This is a genomic window from Streptomyces sp. NRRL S-350, from assembly GCF_000719705.1.
Lineage (GTDB): Bacteria > Actinomycetota > Actinomycetes > Streptomycetales > Streptomycetaceae > Kitasatospora.
This window is the reverse complement of sequence record NZ_JOHO01000046.1, coordinates 1-16595: the sequence shown is the minus strand read 5'-3', so window position 1 is coordinate 16595 and position 16595 is coordinate 1. Positions and strand designations below refer to the sequence as shown.

Below are 16595 nucleotides of genomic sequence, written 5' to 3'. Positions count from 1 at the left end.
CATGTTCTACATCACTCGCGAGACGAAGGCGACGCTGGTCTCCCAGACGGGTGGCAAGGTCGTCGGCTGGTTCAACGACCGGGAGGCGCGCCACGTCTCGATCGCCGTCCCCGGGGACCGGGCCAAGCTGACCCCGGACGAAGCCCGCAGCCTGGCTGGCTGGCTGATCGACGCGGCCAAGGAAGTGGAGAAGGCGGAAGGGGTAGAGCGGTCCATCCTGCGCACGATCAACACGGCGGAGCGCGTCTCTCGCTGGTAGCTCACGGATTACGTGATCCGTGACTCGCCCCCTGCTTCGGCAGGGGGCATTTTGCGTTCCTGGCCTATACCAGTGTCGTGCACAAAACAGATGTTCTCGGGCTTCTCTCAGGCAATTCACAGAAACGCTTACACAACCTTTGGTAAAGCCGTGCGTCTACATAGGTAATGAAGTAGTGTCCGACGCGGCGTCAGGGGGGTCGCTGTCAAGGCCTGTGACCTGGGCTTTTTCCGTGCCTACTAACCCATAGCCAAGTGTCAGTTACAGGGTGTACGTTCGTTCAGTTGTTCGAACGACATCCCGAGGAAACGAGCGGCGGGGGTGGCTTAGCGCATTATGACCAGGGGGAACAGGCCAACAGTCGAGATTCGAACGGAGACCTTCGTGAAGGTCGACCGGCACCATCTGGCTTGGCGGCCGGCGGGGCCGGACTTCCCGACCGAACCTGACTACATCTACACACCCGACGAGCTAGTACGGGCGCTGTACGTCTACAGCGCTACCACCGCGCGCTTTCTGCCGACCGACAGGGGACGCTTCCGACTCGTGGCCCGGTCTGTGCGAACCGGCAGCGTGATCGGCATCCACGAGTGGCGGGTCTCCGACGAGACCGGCCGGTGGGTGCCAACGGATGCCCCCTGGGTGATCTGGGAGGGGAGCCAGGAGCAGGCTGCCTAGCCGCGGCCGCCGACGAAGGGAATGCCCGCCATGCGATGTACGAGACCCCTTGCACGGGGGCCGCAGTGACGGAGGGACCTATTGCTGAAGACCCCGGAGCCATGGTGCTCCGGGGTCTTTCGCGTGCTCGGGCTCAGAGCGTCGGAAACTCGCCAGCCTTGATCCCGGCGACGAAGGCCGACCATCCGGCCGGGGAGATGGTGAGCTCCGGGCCGCTCCGGTCCTTGCTGTCCCGGACGGGCACGACACCTTCGACCTGGGCGGCGCTGGGCGCGACTTCCACGCACTGACCGCCGTCGCCCTGAGAGTAAGAAGCGGTCTTCCACTCGCGCGGGGCGTTCCAGTGGATCACGGTAGGACCGGTTGTCATGTTGACGAACTCCCTCTTAACGCTGGCGATCAGGCAGGCGGTTTCCGTGGCCGACAGGGCGTCTGCTCGAAGGCGATCATAGGCCCGGATCTGCATCTCTATCGTTGCCGGATCACTCACCGCGTGACCCCGGCTCATGGACTCCGAGTAAGCCCAACGTTCCCCGTCTGGCAGTTCGAGCAGGGTGAAGCCGCCGGACACGCCGGTGCGTTCGCCCAACTCGAAGGGGGCCACTTGAACCACGATGTTCGGATGTCGCTTCGGGATGTCGATCAAGTGCTGTAGCTGGTGGAACATCACTTCGCGGCCCCCGACGTGTTGCCGGATCACGGCTTCGTTTAGCACGACAACCAGGAACGGACCGCCGGGAGCCAGGAACCGTGTCTGCCGTTCCATTCGGGACTGAACGTCGTGCTCGATCACGGTGGAGTCGACGTCGGGCTGAACGAACCTGTACAGCGCCCGCGCGTACGCTGGAGTCTGCAACAGCCCTGAGATTCGGGCCGTGTCGTACTCCCGTACCTGGGTGGCCCGTGCTTCGAGGTCAGTGAAGAACCTGAATCGATCGGGGCGGCTTGGCATCGAGGCCCAGTCGACAGCGTCCCAAGCGTCTGCAAGTTGCGTGCCCGTCCCGAACAGCTTGTCGCAGCGTTCGGCGTAGTCCCTGGTGGGCTGCCGCTGCAAGCGCTCGAACTTGGACCCGTAGCTTGGGTGCAGCCCCAACGCCGTGGACAGCGCGGCTGCCGTACGAAGCCCCGCACGCTGCCGATGGTCTTGAAGAAGCCATGCGAATGACTCCGGTGTGAGCCGCCACTTCGGCGCCGGCCTACCTGCCACGTCACCACCACCGCTCATTGTGGACAGATCTTTTGTCTCTCCGTCAGGTATACCCAACCGGCCACCCGCTGTCGTTATCTGGTCACAGCACAACGCCGACCGAGAGGCACCGGCATGGACGTGTTCACGCCCCAGGTTGGGGATCTCGTTCTCGACACGCACTCCCGACAGGTGGGCGAGTACCGAGGCACGGTTGGCGGAGAGGTCTACCTGAGACCGCCCGGCGGCGGGATCGAGTGGACGACGGACCCGGAGAACGTCCGACCCCCGTCGCCGGACCTGGAGTACGCCAACCCCGCTGGCGCGCCGAAGGGATCGATCCCCCCGACGTCCGAGTAGGGCCGTTCGTCTACCCCGCACTACCGCGAAGAGGTCAATTTCCGACAGAGGAAGGTGCGCTTAATGAGTGAGTCGCCGGAGCCGCCGAAGCTGCCCACGCAGCCCGACCGGTGCCCGTGCGGTGAGCAGATCCGACCCGACCCGCCGGAGCCGGATGGCGTCCGCACCTGGAAGTGTGAGTGCCGGAGGTTCGGGTTCCTTCTGCCGCCGGACTACCTGAAGACGCACCCGGAGGAGCCCGCCGTTCAGGTCTGCGGCCGAAAGCGGCTCACCCGCGTGCCCGCCCCGGCCGCGGTGTGACGGTCCAGTCCTGGGGCCGACTGTGGCTCCACCGGATCACCCGGCCGGTGATTACGGCTCAGATGCTCTGGGGTCTGCACATCCAGTTCATGTGGCCGGTAACGATGTTCAGCCCGAGACGACGAGAGATCATCCGCGACGAACGCACCCAGATGACCCCCCGACATCTGGAACTTCGCGCGGAGCTTGACCGGCGTCGCCTGGGACTGCCGGCGGCCCCCAAGCACCGGGCAGACCCTCCCAAGGAACGAGCGCAGATGGTGGCCGCGGCGCCGCGCGAAGTCAACGTGGAAGTCGTCCCGGCGGAGGGCTACGAGCTGGAGATCAAAGGGGCGCTGTCCTGTCCGTTCGTCTCGACGGACGACATGGAGCAGCAGTACGAGAGGGTCATTACTGATCTTGTTCGTGACGAGCTGTTCATCCCTGACGACGCGCCGCTTGTCGTGATCGTCACGGACGAATCCGGGGGGCTCCGCCGGATCGAACAGCCGAAGAGGCCCGAGTAACACCTACAGACTCCCGTCCCGCCCGGACGTCACGTGACAGGACCCCGGGCGGGATGGGCTCCAACTCCCGTACCCCGCCTCGGGGCTGAAAACGGTGGGCTACACCGGTACGGGATCCGTGGTCTCGTCCGCCCGTGCATCACAACCCCCGTACGGGCGGGCGGACCACTTCAAGACCCCCGTCCTGGGGCTATGGGTCTCCTGGTCCGAGCCCGGCCACCCTGGGGCGGGCGCCGGTCCCCCTGGGCGTTCTGACAAACAACCGGGGGACCGGCTACTCAGACCCCCGCCCCGACTCGATCGACCGTCCAAAGTGTTTCGAGTCGGGGCGGGTCCATCACGACCACTATCGACGGGAACTCCATCGATGCACAAGGACATTCAGCAGCAGCCCGCCCGCCGGATCGGAGCCCTGGTCTTGATCAGGGACGGAGAAGGGCGCGTTCTTCTGGAGGAGACGACCTACCGGGAGGGTGCACAGCTCCCCGGCGGCGCGGTTCACCAGGGCGAACAGGTGGCCGACGGTGCGGCGCGCGAACTCGCCGAGGAGACCGGCCTGTCCAGGGTGATCGCCTTCCACCTGGGTGTGGACCAGATCCCGGCGAACCCCAACACGGGCGCTGTCGAGGGCTTCAACTTCATCTGTGACGGCGGGTTTGTCACCGACGCGGAGAAGGCTCGGCTGAGCATTCCCGTTGGGGCCAGCGAGGAGATCAAGGCGCTCGTGTGGGTCTCCCTGGACGAGCTGGACGACCACACGGCGCCCTACATGGCGGCGCGCATCCGAATCGCCGTCGACCACGCGGAGGCCGGATTGAGGCAGCCCCTTCTGTACATCGGGCAGCCGGCGGGCGCGCGCCACGTCGCGTGATGGAGACGTCCGGCGGTGGCTTCAACCCCGAAGGGAAGTCCTGGCGCGCTGAGTACCGGTTCCGGGGTCAGCCCGGTATCCCCGGAGTCACACCCGGGGCGTCGAACGTCACCGGGAACGCTGCCATGCACGAGTTCGAGCGGTTGGCCGCGTGGTTGATCTCCGAAGGGGCACGGCGGTGGTGGTCGCTGGAGATCCCGCCCGAGATGGCCGACTTCGGCGAGATCCTTCTCCGCCATGGGAAGGCCGTCGCGATGCAGCGTGGCAGGTGGACGTACGGAGGCCCGCACACCTGGGCGGACGTCACCGTGACCTACCGCCCCGCCGGCTGATCCGTGGCAGCGAGGAAACGCCCCGGCACGGGGCCGTTAGAGAACGTGGTGCGCACGGTCGGGAACAGCACCACATGCCAGTGCCCGCAGCCCGACAAGTGCGTTCTACGGCTGCAACTCCCGCCGCCCGGTGCATCGTTCCTCGACGGTCAGTTTCGTCGGTGGGCGGTCGTCAGCCGGAACCAGGCTGCCGACCCGGTAAGCGGAACGATCAAGAGCACAACGATCCTGATCCGGCTGGTCACCACCGGTACCCCGGTGGAACGCACGTACAGGTGCGCGGGCCCGGTGCCGATGGAGAACCGCTACAGCAAGAACCGCCCCGGAAGACTCCCCCGAGCCCGAATCTAACGGGCCAAATAGACCCCCGCCCCAGACGCAGCACACAGGGAATCCGTCTGGGGCGGGCTCCTACCCGAACCACCAACCCGGAAGGAGCACAATGTGACGACGATCCTGAGCACCGCACTGACCAGCGTGGAACTGGACGTGCCCACCGATGTGGAGCTGGAGCTGACCGACAAGTGTCAGCTGTCGTGCGGACACTGCCTCAGCGAGTCCAGCCCGTCCGTGCCCCACGGCAGCATGACCCTGGACGACTGGATGCGGGTGATCAACGAGTGTGCCGCGCTCGGCGTTCGGCGGGTGCAGCTCATCGGCGGTGAGCCCACGACGTTCCCCGGCTGGGACAAGCTGCTGAACCACGCCCTGGCCGTCGGGCTCAAGGTCGAGGTGTTCAGCAACCTGTACCACGTGAGCGCCAAGGGCTGGACGGTGCTCTCGCAGCCCGGGGTGTCCCTGGGCACGTCGTACTACTCCGTCAACGCCGGAGAGCACGACAAGGTGACCAACAAGCCGGGAAGCCACGAGAAGACCCGGGCGAACATCGCGAAGGCGGTAGCACTCGGCATCCCGATCCGGGCCGGAGTCGTCCGGTGCCACGACGGGCAGCTCGAAGAACTGGCCGTTGCGGAGCTGAAGGCGCTGGGAGTCCAGCGGGTCACCCTGGACGGGGCGCGCGCGGTCGGACGGGCAGCCGGCGGGCAGGAGCCGACCATGGACGCGCTCTGCGGGAACTGCGCACTCGGGAAGCTGGCCGTCCTGCCGAACGGCGACGTGGCCCCGTGTGTACTCGGCCGTTTCTTGCCGACGGGCAACGTCAAGGACCCGGGCGGGCTCCGGGCCGTTCTGGCTGGCCCGACGTGGGCGAAGACCGCGGCCAGCATCCCGCGGCGATCGCAGGTGTGCGGCCCCAACGACGGAAGCTCGTGCGCCCCGACGGGATGCGCGCCCCAGGACAACTCGATCACCTTGGGCGGCTGCCCGCCGAACGACTCGAACGACTGCAACCCCGCCAGCACCGAGGCGTGCGCACCGGCCTACTTCGCCCCGAAGCCCTCGGAGCTGGAGCTGTGCGTCCCGAAGGTCACCACCGCGGGGCCGGTCCCGGTGATGCTGGGCGGGTGCCCGCCGAACGACTCCAACGACTGCTCGCCCGCCAACTCCGAGGCGTGCGCCCCGAAGTACTGAGAGGCTGCTGAGGTATGACACGCATTCAGTGGGAGGGATGGGCGGCTGACCTTGCCGCCCAGTCGACCGACCCGGACTCCCGGTGGCGAAATCCCGTCGCCAGCGTCCCCCGGCATGAGTTGGTGCCCCGGTGGTGGGAGCAGGCGAAAGACGGAACCTGGACGCTGCGGATCGGGGAGGACGACCCGGACCGGTGGCTCACCGCGGCCTACGGGAAGGAGTCGGTGGTTACCAGCGTGGCCGGGCTCCACGCGGACCACGCGAAGCCGGACGACCAACCGACCGGCTCGCCCACGTCGTCCGCCACGCTCACACCGCTCGTGATCAAGATGCTCAGACACGGCCGGATCAACGCCGGGCACGATGTGCTCGACATCGGCACCGGCGCCGGCGGGCTGACCGCGATCACGGCCCGGCGCTTGGGCTCCCAGCACGTGACGAGCGTGGACATCGACCCCTACCTGGTCGAAGCCGCGAAGGACCGGCTAGCCGGCATGGGGCTGGAACCCACCTTCCACACCCAAGACGCCACCGACCCACTTCCCGGTGACTACGACCGGATCATCGCCACAGTATCCGCCCGCCCGGTACCGGTCTCCTGGCTCCGAGCACTCCGGCGCGGGGGACGGCTCGTTACAACCATCGCGGACACCGCACTGATCCTGACCGCCTGGAAGGACCCGGACGGCGGAGCCACGGGCGTGATCGAACGGGACTGGGCCGGGTTCATGGTCACCCGCAACGGTCCCACGTACCCGCCTGCCTCGAACAGCCTCTTCACGGCCGCTCGTGAAGGCGAGGGCGAGGAGGTCAAGACCTTCCGGTACCCGGTCGCGGACATCCGCAACAACTGGGAAATCTGGTCCATGTTCACGATCACGACGCCCGGCATCGAAATCGACTTCGAGGAGCGACCGGGCAAGCGCACGGCCTATCTCGTGCATCCGGATGGATCATGGGCACGGGCAGAGGCAGAGCACTACGAGCCGCCGATCGTCCACCAGTCCGGGCCGCGTCGACTGTGGACCGACCTGGAGCGGATTCGGAACTGGCGGGAGGTCGAAGGCGGGCTTCCGCTGTTCGGCTGCAACGCCAAGGTCGACCCTGACGGGGTGATCCACCTGTCCCGCGGGCGGTGGTCCGCCACGATCGACCGGCCCTGAGCCGATGAGCCCCGTCCGGGTCCGCCTGGGCGGGGCTCCGCCATGTCTGGGGAGGAAATGACCGACCGTACTAACTGGGCAATCGGTGTGCTCCGAAATGAGCGAACCGGCGACATAGCCGCACTCAAGTGCCCGAACGCATGGTGTGGCCGGATGACCCGCGTGGAAGCTGGGAGACTGGCGGACCACGACGACAGCACGTTCAGCATGGTTGCCAAACCCTGTCCGCTGTCCGGCATCGAAGTCCGGGACGAAGCCCACCCGGACGGGGAACGGTGGCGCCAGCGAACGCAGTCTGAGAGGCGCAGCACGGAGCCGGGCGGTTCATGGAGTGGCTGAGCTGACCTACTCCGTGTCGGGAGTAGGGGCCGGTCGTTCCTCCGGCGGGACCACGGTCGATCCCTTGCCCCAACGCGTAGTAATCAGACCCCGTTCGCGCAGTACGTCCAGCGCGCGACGAATGGTCATCCGGGCCATGCCGAAGCGGGCACTCAGTTCGATCTCTCCAGGGAACGGCTTCGAGTCGTACAAGCCCTCTTCGATTTCCTGCCCCAGCTCGACGGCCACCGCCCGGTATGGCGGTAGCTGTCGGGGACGTCGCACGGGGCTTTCAGGCATGCCAGAAGGGTAGACACTGGCCGATCCTTAGGCTACTTAGACATGTGGACGTGTAGACAACTTAGACAGGCTGTCGGTACCGTCAACCCCACAACAACAGAGAACCCCGGCGACCGCGCCAACGGTCCCGGGGCATGACCGAAGCCTCTGGAGGGCTCCGACATGAACCACTTTATCGTCTGGGTGTACGCCTCATGGGCGGCGATCATCGCTGCCGGCGCCGCCGCGCTGTACCTGCCCGTGCACATGAACCCCAAGCCCAAGCCCGTCCCCGTACCCGCCGCACCGACCCCCGCACCGAAGCCGGGCGACGCCGGGTTCTGGAAGATCCCAAAGCACGCCTACACCCCCGTGGACTGGCGAGAGCCGCTGAACGGGGAAGACAACGAACTCGTCAGGCCGTACTGCACGGAAGATGAGGTCATCCTGTTCGCGACCCATCTCGGACTGCCCGACCCGGCTCACTGGTTGGGCGACGTGACCACGGCTGACCGCGTGCTCACCGGGGCGGGTGCGTGATGGCAGACGACGCGAAGGCCTACCGGTGCTGCGTCTGCGGCACGAAGACGGCTGACGGCAAGGTGGTCGGCATCGTGGACCGCGTGAGCGCCCCGCCGTACGTCCGATGGGCGTGCCGGACCCCCTGCGCCCCGCAGTCCCGCTAGCCGCACGTCACAGCCCCGTCCGGGCCGATCCTGGGCGGGGCTCCGTTTGACCCACAAGATGTTGCTTCCTTCTACCAGGGGTGCCCCTGGTGCTACATCGGCAAGCGCCGCTTCGAGCAGGCCCTGGCGGACTTCCCGGGCAGGGAACAGGTCGAGGTCGTCTACCGCCCGTACCAGCTGGTCCCGGACGCCCCCGCGACGGCGAGCCCGCACCGCGCCTGGCTGGCCGAGCGCTACGGCCCGCAGTCCGTGGCGATGGACGCGCAGGTCGCCGAGCTGGGCCGCGCCGAGGGCATCACGTACGACTTCGACGCCGCCCTGCACGCCAACACCTTCCTGGGCCACCGCCTGCTGCACCTCGCCGAGGCCGAGTACGGCCCGGCCGTCCAGGGGCAGCTGAAGGAGGCGCTGCTCGCTGCGCACTTCACCGACGGCGTCGACGTCGGCGACCGCGCCGCGCTGACCGACGTCGCCGTGTCGGCCGGCCTGGACCGGGAGCGGGTGACGGCCTACCTGGCGGGCGACGAGGGCGCCGCCGAGGTCCGTGCCCAGCTGGCCGTAGGCCGCGAGCTGGGCATCACCGCCGTGCCGACCTTCGTGTTCGAGGGCAAGTGGGCGGTCCAGGGCGGCCAGGAGGCGGAGACCTTCCGCAAGGTGCTCGACCAGGTCGCCGCCGAGATCGGCGAGCGCCGGCCCGCGCCGGTGCAGATCGCCCCGGCCGGGGAGGCCTGCGCGGACGGCGCCTGCGCGATCTGACCCCCTCCGGCTGCCCGCCGCGCCGGCGGCCACCGGCGGCCCGGGGCCCGTTTCAGGAGCACCTGAAGCGGGCCTCGGCCCAGTCCGCGACGGTCGGCCCCGGGCGGATCCCCTGCACCGGCGTGACCACCAGCCGGATCGACTCGTGCCCGGCCAGCGGCACGTGCACCGGCACCGCGGCGTCGCCGGCGGTGAGCGTCCGGGAGCGCCACAGCGTGCGGCCGTCGCCGCCCTGGACGGAGAAGACCACCCCGCCCGGCGAGGGCGTGGCGTCGTCCACCCCGGCGACCGCGTCGAAGGACGTACAGCTGCGGTTGAGGTCGACGAGGGTGGTGGCCGGGGCGTGCACCGTGAGGGCGTGCGCGTGGCGGTCGCCGCCGATCCAGGCGTAGTCGCGCTGCCGGAAGTCGTCGCTGCCCTGCCGCCGGATGCTCGGCCCGGGCGGCGGCACCCGGTTGTGGCCGGGCTTGAGCACGGGCAGTGAGTCGGCCCAGAAGTCGGTGGGTGCGGGCGGTGCGGGCCGGGTGACGGTCGGGGTGGGCAGCGGCGGCAGGGTGGGCGTCGGGACGACGGGCACCTGGGGCGTCGGCAGCGTAGGCAGCGTAGGCAGGGTCGGCAGCGGGGGGAGCGGTGGGAGCGTCGGCAGCGGTGGAGGCGTCGGCACGTGCACGACCGGCGGCGCGCTCGTCGGTTTCGGGGCCGACTGGCGGCTCGGTGCGGGCGCCGGGGGCTGCGGCGCCCGGGTGGCGGGCGGCGCCTGGGCGGGCTTGGGGGACGGCTTGGCCGGGGGGTTGGGCGCCGGCCGATCCGGGGCGGGCCCGGCGCTGCTCGGCGCCGGGGCCGGGACGGCCGCGGGAGCGGGCATCCGGGTCGCCGGGGCCGGGACGGCGGGTGCGCTGGTGACGGGGGGAGCGGCCACCGGGGCCTTCGGCTCGGGCGAGCCGGTGAGCGCGTACGCGGCGACGGCGGCCGCGGCGACCGCGACGGCGGCGGCGATTCCGGCCTTGGCCGCGGTGCCCAGCCCTTCGCCGGCGGCGGCAGCGGCGCCGCCCCCACCGGACGCCGCCCCGGAGGCCGCGCCGGCCCCGGCCGCCCCGGCCGCGCCCGAGGACCCGGCGGTTGCCGCCGCCGTCCCCGCCGCAGCGCCGCCGACGGCGGCGACACCGCCCACGGCGGCCGCGGCGGCGCCGAACCCGCCGACTCCGATCCAGACGAGCACGCCACCGGGCAGCAGCGCGCGCAGACCGGTGTTGATCTCGGTCAGTTCCAGACAGGCCGCCGTGCAGCGGTCGCACTCCTTGAGGTGCCGTCCGACGTCCGCCGAGGCCCGCTTGCGCAGCGAGCCGCGCGCGTACGCCCCGAGCCGGGTGGCGTACGCCTCGCACGCGCTGTCCTGGCTGCCGGAGACGTGCGCCTGCAGGAACGCGGCGGCGAGCCGGTCGCGGGCCCGGTGGGCTTGGACGGCGGTGGCGTTGGCGGTCTTGCCGAGCATCACCGCGACGGTCTTGGGGGACTCCCGCTCGACCTCGGTGTGCCAGAGCACCACCCGGTCGTCCTCGGGCAGTTCGGCGTAGGCCTGCATGACCATCCGCTGGTCGGCCATCGCCATCGCCCACGCGTCGGCGCCCGGGTCGGCCAGGTCGAAGTCGACGACGGCGGCGGAGGTCTGCGCGAACACGCTGAAGTCGTCCACGAGTTGTTCGCGCCGCTCGCTGCGGTGCCAGGCGGCGGCGACGTTGCGCACGGCGGTCAGCAGGTACGCGCGGACGGCGAACTCGGGGCCCTTGCCCGCCCTCAGCGCTTGCAGGGTGCGGGCGAAGACCTCACCCGCGAGGTCTTCGGCGGTGAAGTTGTCCCGGCAGCAGGTCCGCGCGTAGCGGCGCACCGAGTCGGCGTGCCGGCGGTAGATCTCCTCGTACGCGGTGTCGTCGCCGGCCCGCGCCCGGGCGGTCAACTCGGCGTCGGAGGCGGGGCGCTCGCCGTCCACCGGGTCGGCGGGGGCGGGCACGGTCGGACGCGTCGGCCGGTCACCGGCGAACGGCTCGCTGACGAACGGCTCGCCGGCGAACGACTCGTTGACGAACGCCTCGTTGACGAACGCCTCGGGGGTGACGCCGCCCCGGCCCGCCGGGGCCTGGCCGGGCACCCGGCCGGGGGGCAGCGCGGAGGAGGCGGAGAACGACTCGCGACCGGGCACCCCGGCCTGGTCGGGCACGTGTCCGGCGGCCGGACCGGTTGCGGCGCCCGGCACTTGGGCCGGCCCGCCGACCGCGCCGGCCTCGCCGACCCCACCAGCCCCACCAGCCCCGCCGACTCCGCTCGGGCCCGCGGCGGACCCTTCGGCGGTACTACCGGAGAGCCCCCCGAAGTCCAGTCCGTACCCGTAGTCGTTCTGTTCCTCGGCGCTCACAACGGACCCCAGATTCCACGACAGCCCCGTACCGTGGCAGGGCGCGCGGGAGTGCGTAGGCGCACGGTTCTCCGGCGTACGGCGCCGACGGCGCGCGAAGGGCGCGCATCGGGACATTGGCTCCAACCACGGGCAAAGGATGGCATAGCGCAGGGACGGGCGGTAGCCGGACCGGCCGTTCCCCACTCTTCCGAGGGGCCGTCGCGGATGTGTTCGTCCAGCGCACGGCGGCGGCCCGGGCGGCGCCCGCGCCCGGCGCGCGCTCCTGAGTCGCGCGCCGGTGTTCAGCCCGACTCCCTGCCCGTCAAGCGCGGCGACCGCGCCCTCCGCCGGGCGTCAGCGCACCCGCAGGCCGTCCAGCAGGATCTGCAGCAGCCGGTCCGACGGCCCGGCGACCGACTGACCGTCCGGCTGCGGAGAGACCGGCGAGAAACCGCCCGTCGCCGGCGTCGACACCGACGGCCGGCCCGCGTGCACCGGCACCGACGCGGTCAACACCAGCACCACGTCCGACACCGTGACGCCCGACCGCAGTTCGCCCGCCGCGCCGGCCCGCGCCACCAGCGCGGCCAGCAACTGCAGCAACAGCCGCGGATCGGCATCGGCGGCCGACGGTTCGCCCGCCGAGCCGACGCGGTTCTCCTCGCCGCGCAGGTCGAAGCGGGCCGCGGCGGGCGGCTCCGAGGCCCGCTGCTCGGGCACCCGCCCCAACTCCTCCGCGTACCGGAACGCCTCCGGGGGCAACAGCCGTCCGGCGCCGCTGCTCACGGCCCGGGCCAGGTAGCCCGCCAGCGCCTCCCAGGCGCCGTCACCGCCGTACAGCGACTCGCGCGCCTGCGCGGTCAGCCACGCCACCTCCTCGGCGGCGATCCGCTGGACCAGCACCTCCTTGCTCGGGAAGCGCCGGTACACCGTGCCGACCCCGACACCGGCCCGGCGCGCGACCTCCTCCATCGGCGCGCCGTAGCCGAATTCGCCGAAGACCTCGCGGGCCGCCCGCAGCACGCTCTCCAGGTTCCGCCGGGCGTCCACCCGCAGCCGAGCCCCGGGCGCCGGCGCGGCGGCCTGCACCGGCTCGGCCCGGTACGCGGCGGCGGCCTGGAACATTCCGGCCTGCACCGTCCCGGCCTGCGTGGGCAGGCTCACCGGGCCGCGTTGCTCGGGCACCATGCCCGGGCCGGCCTGCGCCGCACCCGCCCGCCCCAACACCTGCTCCTGTTCCATCATCCCAACTCTCCCCCGCAGGCGCCCGAATCCGGACCCTGTCGTCGCCCGCCCCCGCACCCCCCGGTGCAGCTCAGCCCGTCAGAAGTGACCTGGTGAAGCATCGTTCGTGCCGCCCGTCCCGTTCCGGTGACCACGGTTCGTGCCGCCGGGCCGGGTCCACCTCCGGCTCGGCGCGTCGGCTCCGTCCGGGGCCCTGTCCGGGACCAACCTTCCCCGGATGACCGTGCCCCAGTCGGGTTCACACGCCAACGCTGGAACTGGCCGTAGTGGCCGCTCCACGGTGCGTCGCCGCCGGTTGTCATGGCGACAGCCGCTCCGGCACACAATCCGACCATAGTTCACGGCTCTTCGCGTCCGAAAGTGCGTCAGAAAGTCGCCCGGCGAGCACAACTGGCCACGACCGTCACTCGCGTGGCAACCCGCACCGTACGGACTGTGGACAAGACCACCCCCGCCGGTCCTTCATAGGGGGGCGTGATGGGGGGACGGCCCCGGCCGCGGGGCCGGGACGAAACGTCACACCGGCAGGAGGTGCACCATCAGGATCCTGATCGTCGGCGGCGGCTGCGCCGGGACGGCCACCGCGCTCCACCTCCAACGGGGCCTGCGGGAGCGGCTGCGTCGCGGCGAGGTGGAGATCACCGTCGTCGAGCCCCACGCCTACTTCACCTACCACCCGCTGCTGGCGGAGGTCGCGGCCGGCTCGATCGACCCGAGACACGTGGTCGTCCCGCTGCGCCGGGTCCTGCCGGACTGCCGGGTGCTCACCGCCCGGATCACCGGGATCGAACACGCCGCCCGCCGCGCCCTGGCCGATGCCGCGGGCCCGGGCGAACCCCCCGCCCCGATCGAACTGCCCTACGACATCCTGGTGGTGGCCCCCGGCGCGGTCTCCCGCACCGCGCCCGTGCCCGGCCTCGCCGAGCACGGCCTCGGCTTCTCCACCGTCGGCGAGGCGGTGGGCCTGCGCAACCACGTGCTGGAACAGCTCGACCTCGCCTCCGCCACGCGCGACCCCGCGCTGCGCCAGGCCGCGCTCACCTTCGTCTTCGTCGGCGCCGGCTACGCGGGCGTCGGCGCGCTCGCGGAACTGGAGGACATGGCCCGCGCCGCCGTGCGCGGCTACCACAACGTCCGCGCCGAGGACCTGCGCTGGGTCCTGGTCGAGGCGACGGAGCGGATCCTCGCCGAGGAGTCGTCCGAACTCGCCGAGCACACGCTCGGCGAGCTGCGTGAACGCGGCGTCGACATCCGGCTCCGCACCACCTTGGAGTCGGCCGTCGACCGGGTCGTCGCGCTCTCCGACGGCAGCCGCTTCGGCGCCCGCACCCTGGTCTGGACGGCGGGCGTCCGGCCGTCCCCGCTGCTGCGCGACACCGACCTGCCGCTGGACACCGTCGGCCGGGTCCGCTGTCTCGCCACCCTGCAGGCCGTCGGACCGGACGGGCGTGCCCTGCCCGGCGTCTGGGCGGCCGGCGACTGCGCCGGCGTACCGGACCCGAACGCGGACGGTGCCCCCTGCGCACCCAACGCCCAGCACGCCTTCGCCCAGGCCGAGCTGCTCGCGCGCAACCTCGCGGTCGCGCTGGACGGCGGACCGCACGCGCCCGGCCTGGCCCCGTACCTGCCCGGGCCGGCCGCCTGCTCGACCTCGCTCGGCCTGCGCCGGGCCGTCGCCCACACCCGGCGCGGCCGCAGGCTCACCGGCCGGCGGGCCTGGTGGCTGCACCGGGCGCGGCACCTGCGGCGGCTGCCGAGCGCGGAGCGGCGGGTGCGGGTGCTGATGGACTGGGTGCTGGGTGGCGTGTTCTCCCGCGAGGTGGTCTCGCTGGGGGCGATCGAGCACCCGCGTTCGGCGTTCGAAGGCGGGTTCGGGCCGAAGCCGGGGCGGCCGTCCGACGCCGGGCCGGATGCTCCCCGATGACCGCCCCACCGCGCCGCGCCGGAAGCCGACCGGACGGCCACGCCGGGCGTGCGACTTCCGAAATCGGGCCTCTGCCTGACAGGATCAGCCCGACCTGGTCATTACCCCGTGTGCCGACGTGTACACAAAAAGTGATGATATGCCTGGAAAACGAGGAAGCAGCCGTCGTTTGAACCTCATGCGCTGGAGCGCCCGGCTCACCGGGGCCCCCCGGCGTGCCGCCCCGCCCCGCGGACCCGGCACCGACGAGGGAACGCCCTCCACCGACGGCATCGTCGTGCCCGGCCCCCGTGACCCCACCAGCCCCACCACCACCGCCGAACTCTTCGACCCGCACAAACCCCAGAACCTGCGCGAGGTCCTCAACCGCATCCCCGCCCCGGTCGCCGTCACCTACGGCCCGCTCCACCAGCTCGGCTACGCCAACCGCGCCTACCGCGAACTCTTCGGCGAGCGCCCCACCGGCCTGCCCGCCGCCGACGCCCTCCCGGAACTCGGCACCATGGGCGTCCTGCCCCTGATGGACCAGGTCATCCGCGGCGGCCGACCCCGCAGCGTCAAGGCCCGCTGCATCCTGGGCCTCACCGGCAACCGCTACTACAACGTCTCCTGCGTCCCGCTCGGCCCCGGCGACACCACCGACGCCCCCGCCGAAGGCCCGCCCACCGGCGTCCTGATCTTCGCCGCCGAGGTGACCGACCAGGTCCTCGCCGCCGCCCGCCTGCGCGAGGCCGAACGCCGCCAACGCGAGGCCGCCGTCACCCTCCAGCGCAGCCTGCTCCCGCAGAAGCTCGACCAGCCGGCCGACCTGAGGGTCGCCGCCACCTACCAGCCCGGCGGCGCCGAAGCCGCCGTCGGCGGCGACTGGTACGACGTCATCGCCATCGACGGCGGGCGCACGGCACTGGTCATCGGCGACGTCATGGGCCGGGGCTTGCGCGCCGCCGCCGTCATGGGCCAGCTGCGCACGGCCGTCCGCGCCTACGCCCGACTCGACCTCCCCCCGCACGAGGTGATGCGCCTGCTCGACGGCATCGCCATGGAGATCGACGCCAACCAGATCGCCACCTGCACCTACGCCGTCTGGGACCCGCAGCGCCGCTCCCTCTCCTACGCCTCGGCAGGCCACCTCCCGATGCTGCTGCGCTGCCCCGACGGCACCATCCTGCGCAGCGAGGAACAGAACGGCCCACCACTCGGCACCGGCGGCGGCCTGCACGTCTCCCACACCCTGCGGCTGCTCCCCGGCACGACCGGCGTCCTCTACACGGACGGCCTGGTCGAACGCCGCGACGAGGACATCGACCAGGGCCTCGACCTGCTGGCCCGCACCCTGACCGGTGCCATCGGAACCCCCGACGTGATCTGCGCCCGACTGCTGCGAGCCATGGGAGTGACCTCGGAGCACGACGACGACGTCGCCGTCCTGGCGTTCCACCTGCCGGCCGACGAGAGCACCGGAGGCCCGCAACCGGAGCTTGACTCGCCCCTCCCCGAGGTCTAGTGTTCTTCGAGCTGCCTGGCAGGGAGCACCGGACACGCATCTGCGTGGACGGTCCCGGGGCAGCCAATCCCCTGAAACACCACTTCCCAGGTTCGGGCTGGGTCGCGTCGGCATTTCCGATTCGCGGCTCGGCGCTTATGTGGCGTGTGCGTTTTATCGGATTGCGGCTGGATTCGCCTTTCGAGGCGGGGATCGGCTAGAGTTTGGAACGTCGGACAGGGCGTCAAGCCCCGGAAGACACCGGCGAGTTGGATGATCGAAGCCCCGGAAACGGAGCGGAAAACATCTGATAAGCTGGGAACACGA

At 71.0% G+C, this 16595-nt stretch carries 15 protein-coding genes and 1 pseudogene; 12 read left to right on the top strand and 4 right to left on the bottom strand.

Translation table 11 applies throughout. The features are described 5' to 3' along the window. Nucleotide 1 precedes the first annotated feature (1 nt). The gene (locus IF30_RS0129660; protein ID WP_051711497.1) at nucleotides 2–259 is read left to right on the top strand and encodes a hypothetical protein; all 258 of its coding nucleotides are present in this window, start codon (nucleotides 2–4) and stop codon (nucleotides 257–259) included. Nucleotides 260–643: 384 nt separating this feature from the next. After that, on the top strand, nucleotides 644–937 hold the full coding sequence (locus IF30_RS42155) for a hypothetical protein (protein WP_158835573.1): 294 nt from the start codon (nucleotides 644–646) through the stop codon (nucleotides 935–937). A gap of 133 nt (nucleotides 938–1070) precedes the next feature. Here IF30_RS42155 and IF30_RS0129650 read toward each other — a convergent pair whose 3' ends face one another. After that, complete coding sequence (locus tag IF30_RS0129650; RefSeq protein WP_078891821.1) at nucleotides 1071–2162, bottom strand: Scr1 family TA system antitoxin-like transcriptional regulator; 1092 nt, start codon at nucleotides 2160–2162, stop codon at nucleotides 1071–1073. Nucleotides 2163–2830: 668 nt separating this feature from the next. Here IF30_RS0129650 and IF30_RS0129635 point away from each other — a divergent pair. The 5 genes from IF30_RS0129635 (at nucleotide 2831) to IF30_RS0129615 (ending at nucleotide 7185) form a co-directional block, all read left to right on the top strand. After that, on the top strand, nucleotides 2831–3289 hold the full coding sequence (locus IF30_RS0129635) for a hypothetical protein (protein WP_158835567.1): 459 nt from the start codon (nucleotides 2831–2833) through the stop codon (nucleotides 3287–3289). 367 nt (nucleotides 3290–3656) lie between these two features. Further along, on the top strand, nucleotides 3657–4160 hold the full coding sequence (locus IF30_RS42145; protein WP_051711493.1) for an NUDIX domain-containing protein: 504 nt from the start codon (nucleotides 3657–3659) through the stop codon (nucleotides 4158–4160). A gap of 125 nt (nucleotides 4161–4285) precedes the next feature. Further along, nucleotides 4286–4492 (top strand): hypothetical protein, encoded by a 207-nt coding sequence (locus IF30_RS0129625; RefSeq protein WP_030244155.1) that lies wholly within the window; start codon nucleotides 4286–4288, stop codon nucleotides 4490–4492. A 444-nt stretch (nucleotides 4493–4936) separates the two neighbouring features. Further along, nucleotides 4937–6022, top strand: coding sequence for a radical SAM protein (locus IF30_RS0129620; protein ID WP_063752837.1), 1086 nt, complete (start codon nucleotides 4937–4939; stop codon nucleotides 6020–6022). A 14-nt stretch (nucleotides 6023–6036) separates the two neighbouring features. Then, the gene (locus IF30_RS0129615; protein WP_107054552.1) at nucleotides 6037–7185 is read left to right on the top strand and encodes a methyltransferase domain-containing protein; all 1149 of its coding nucleotides are present in this window, start codon (nucleotides 6037–6039) and stop codon (nucleotides 7183–7185) included. Between the two features lie 345 nt (nucleotides 7186–7530). On the opposite strand, the gene IF30_RS45720 is transcribed toward IF30_RS0129615, so the two are convergent. Beyond that, on the bottom strand, nucleotides 7531–7803 hold the full coding sequence (locus IF30_RS45720) for a GntR family transcriptional regulator (protein ID WP_078891820.1): 273 nt from the start codon (nucleotides 7801–7803) through the stop codon (nucleotides 7531–7533). 162 nt (nucleotides 7804–7965) lie between these two features. Between IF30_RS45720 and IF30_RS0129610 the strand changes: the two genes are divergently transcribed. Genes IF30_RS0129610 through IF30_RS0129600 form a run of 3 tightly spaced genes read left to right on the top strand, consistent with a single transcriptional unit; the run spans nucleotide 7966 to nucleotide 9224 of the window. Continuing rightward, entirely contained in the window at nucleotides 7966–8322 is a 357-nt protein-coding gene (locus tag IF30_RS0129610) for a hypothetical protein (RefSeq protein WP_030244150.1), read from the top strand. Then, nucleotides 8322–8468 carry a hypothetical protein gene (locus IF30_RS48140; protein WP_158835564.1) on the top strand — a complete coding sequence of 49 codons (147 nt, stop codon included), beginning with the start codon at nucleotides 8322–8324 and terminating at the stop codon, nucleotides 8466–8468. The genes IF30_RS0129610 and IF30_RS48140 overlap by 1 nt, the downstream gene beginning before the upstream one ends. Nucleotides 8469–8495: 27 nt before the next feature. Then, complete coding sequence (locus IF30_RS0129600; protein WP_324605665.1) at nucleotides 8496–9224, top strand: DsbA family oxidoreductase; 729 nt, start codon at nucleotides 8496–8498, stop codon at nucleotides 9222–9224. A gap of 52 nt (nucleotides 9225–9276) precedes the next feature. Here the strand turns inward: IF30_RS0129600 and IF30_RS0129595 are convergent, their stop codons facing one another. Continuing rightward, nucleotides 9277–11634 carry a sigma-70 family RNA polymerase sigma factor gene (locus IF30_RS0129595; RefSeq protein ID WP_051711491.1) on the bottom strand — a complete coding sequence of 786 codons (2358 nt, stop codon included), beginning with the start codon at nucleotides 11632–11634 and terminating at the stop codon, nucleotides 9277–9279. A gap of 336 nt (nucleotides 11635–11970) precedes the next feature. After that, nucleotides 11971–12741, bottom strand: a complete 771-nt coding sequence (locus tag IF30_RS0129590; protein WP_051711525.1) for a TetR/AcrR family transcriptional regulator — start codon at nucleotides 12739–12741, stop codon at nucleotides 11971–11973. Nucleotides 12742–13399: 658 nt separating this feature from the next. On the opposite strand from IF30_RS0129590, the gene IF30_RS0129585 reads away from it, so the two are divergent. Together IF30_RS0129585 and IF30_RS0129580 are read left to right on the top strand one after the other, a co-directional pair. Beyond that, on the top strand, nucleotides 13400–14785 hold the full coding sequence (locus IF30_RS0129585) for an NAD(P)/FAD-dependent oxidoreductase (protein WP_030244143.1): 1386 nt from the start codon (nucleotides 13400–13402) through the stop codon (nucleotides 14783–14785). A gap of 169 nt (nucleotides 14786–14954) precedes the next feature. Further along, nucleotides 14955–16232 (top strand): annotated as a pseudogene (locus tag IF30_RS0129580) (SpoIIE family protein phosphatase); the annotation flags it as partial. Nucleotides 16233–16595 lie beyond the last annotated feature (363 nt).

Coding starts and splice junctions, on each gene's coding strand:
- IF30_RS0129660 (WP_051711497.1), top strand. CDS start 2: ATGTTCTACATCACTCGCGAGACGAAGGCGACGCTGGTCTCCCAGACG.
- IF30_RS0129650 (WP_078891821.1), bottom strand. CDS start 2,162: ATGAGCGGTGGTGGTGACGTGGCAGGTAGGCCGGCGCCGAAGTGGCGG.
- IF30_RS42145 (WP_051711493.1), top strand. CDS start 3,657: ATGCACAAGGACATTCAGCAGCAGCCCGCCCGCCGGATCGGAGCCCTG.
- IF30_RS0129625 (WP_030244155.1), top strand. CDS start 4,286: ATGCACGAGTTCGAGCGGTTGGCCGCGTGGTTGATCTCCGAAGGGGCA.
- IF30_RS0129615 (WP_107054552.1), top strand. CDS start 6,037: ATGACACGCATTCAGTGGGAGGGATGGGCGGCTGACCTTGCCGCCCAG.
- IF30_RS45720 (WP_078891820.1), bottom strand. CDS start 7,803: ATGCCTGAAAGCCCCGTGCGACGTCCCCGACAGCTACCGCCATACCGG.
- IF30_RS0129610 (WP_030244150.1), top strand. CDS start 7,966: ATGAACCACTTTATCGTCTGGGTGTACGCCTCATGGGCGGCGATCATC.
- IF30_RS48140 (WP_158835564.1), top strand. CDS start 8,322: ATGGCAGACGACGCGAAGGCCTACCGGTGCTGCGTCTGCGGCACGAAG.
- IF30_RS0129590 (WP_051711525.1), bottom strand. CDS start 12,741: ATGTTCCAGGCCGCCGCCGCGTACCGGGCCGAGCCGGTGCAGGCCGCC.